A 1,722-nucleotide genomic window follows, 5' to 3' on the forward strand; every position below is an offset into this window, starting at 1 on the left:
CCCGCGGCGACGGCCCGCGTCGCGGTTCGGAGCGACTGAAGCGGCCGCGAGCGTCGAACTGGCCGACGGGATCGCGGACCGGCTGACGGGACCGCGAACCGGCCGACAGGACCGCGGACCGGGCGTAAACAACCGCGCTGCCAGTAGCTTCTTTATATAGTCTCCCGAAAGAGCGGGTGATGTATCTCTTACAGGTCGACGCGATCACGAACGCGGTCGACGTGGCGGCGATCGCGACGACGGCGCTCAGGTTCGTCGCCGGCTTCGTGGCCGTGCTGCTGCTCGGCAAGTACGTACTGATTCCGGGGCTCCGGCGGATCGTCAGGTCGCGCGGGTTCGACGAGGCGGTGTTGAGCCTCGGGACGAACGTGCTCAACGCCGTCGTCTGGGTGGCCGCGATCGCGATCGGGTTCGCCGTGGCCGGCTACGGCGCGTTCCTCTCGGCGTTCGCCGTCTTCGGCGGCGCTATCGCGCTCGCGGTCGGCTTCGCCGCGCAGGACCTCCTCGGCAACTTCGTCGCCGGCGTGTTCATCCTGAAGGACAAGCCGTTCGAGGTCGGCGACTGGATCGAGTGGGACGGTAACTCCGGTCGCGTCGAGGAGATCGACCTGCGCGTCTCCCGCGTCCGGACGTTCGACAACGAGCTGGTCACCGTGCCGAACGGCGACCTCGCGAACAACGCGGTGACGAACCCCGTCGCGTACGACACGCTTCGCCAGAAGTTCGTCTTCGGGATCGGCTACGACGACGACATCGGCGAGGCGACCGACATCATCGTCGAGAAGGCCGAGGAACACGAGGAGATCCTCGACGACCCGGGCGTGTCCGTCCGCGTCACCGAACTCGGTGACTCCGCGGTCGGGCTCCAGTCGCGCTGGTGGATCGACGACCCCGACCGCGGCGACTTCGTCCGGGTGCGCTCCGAGTACGTCACCGCGGTGAAGGAGGCGTTCGACGACGCCGGCATCGACATGCCGTACGTCCACCGGCAGCTCACCGGGAGCGTCGAGGTCCTCGAATCGGTCGCGGACGACGAGTGACGGCGGCGTCGGTCGACGTCGTTCGGCGTCCGACCGTCTCGGGGCCGCCGCCGGGTCACCTTCGAATCCCGGTTTTCAGGAGCGGTATCGGACAAGTCGGGGGGCCGATGAGAACCGCCCGTCGCGTCGACGGCATCACTATCCTTTTGAGACTCGCGTTAGGTATCCGAACTGATGCCCTCCAACGACGCGATAGCCGCGGCCCCGATAGCGGCCGGCGTCCTCCTCGCCGGGACGGCCGCACGGGAAGTGGGACAGCACGGACTCGAGATCTGGACGGTGCTGGCGCTCTTCGGTGGACTCTCCGCGGTTGCGGTCGGTTTCGGCGTTCTGACCGGCTTCAGCGGCTTCGGCTCAGGTGACGACGGTCCCAGCGGACAACGTGGAAAAACGACGGTCGCCCTCGCCGGCCTCGCGCTGACGAGCGCCGCCGTCGGTGCCGGGATCGCGCTGCTGTAGCCGATTCCGACTGACTCCCACTAGCGGCGCGTTCGACGACCGCTTAGCCCGTCGCACGCGGAATCGATTCCGAACGTGTCTCCCGCGGACGAGTCCAACGGAACCGCTAGACCTCTTCCTCGGCGTCGCCCGCGCCCGGTCTGTACTGCCGGCTGACGGCCTGCCAGCGGTTCGACCGGAACCGGTAGCCGTTCAGTCCGGCGGGGACGAGCTTCTCGGTCAC

The 1,722-nt window shown here is 68.1% G+C and carries 2 protein-coding genes; both read left to right on the plus strand.

Going from position 1 to position 1,722, the window contains the following annotated elements; all coding sequences use genetic code 11:
• Nucleotides 1–179 precede the first annotated feature (179 nt).
• Complete coding sequence (locus tag BN903_RS02790; RefSeq protein WP_048076280.1) at nucleotides 180–1,040, plus strand: mechanosensitive ion channel family protein; 861 nt, start codon at nucleotides 180–182, stop codon at nucleotides 1,038–1,040.
• Nucleotides 1,041–1,214: 174 nt separating this feature from the next.
• Nucleotides 1,215–1,499 (plus strand): hypothetical protein, encoded by a 285-nt coding sequence (locus BN903_RS02795; protein WP_048076281.1) that lies wholly within the window; start codon nucleotides 1,215–1,217, stop codon nucleotides 1,497–1,499.
• Nucleotides 1,500–1,722 lie beyond the last annotated feature (223 nt).

The organism is Halorubrum sp. AJ67 (assembly GCF_000513435.1).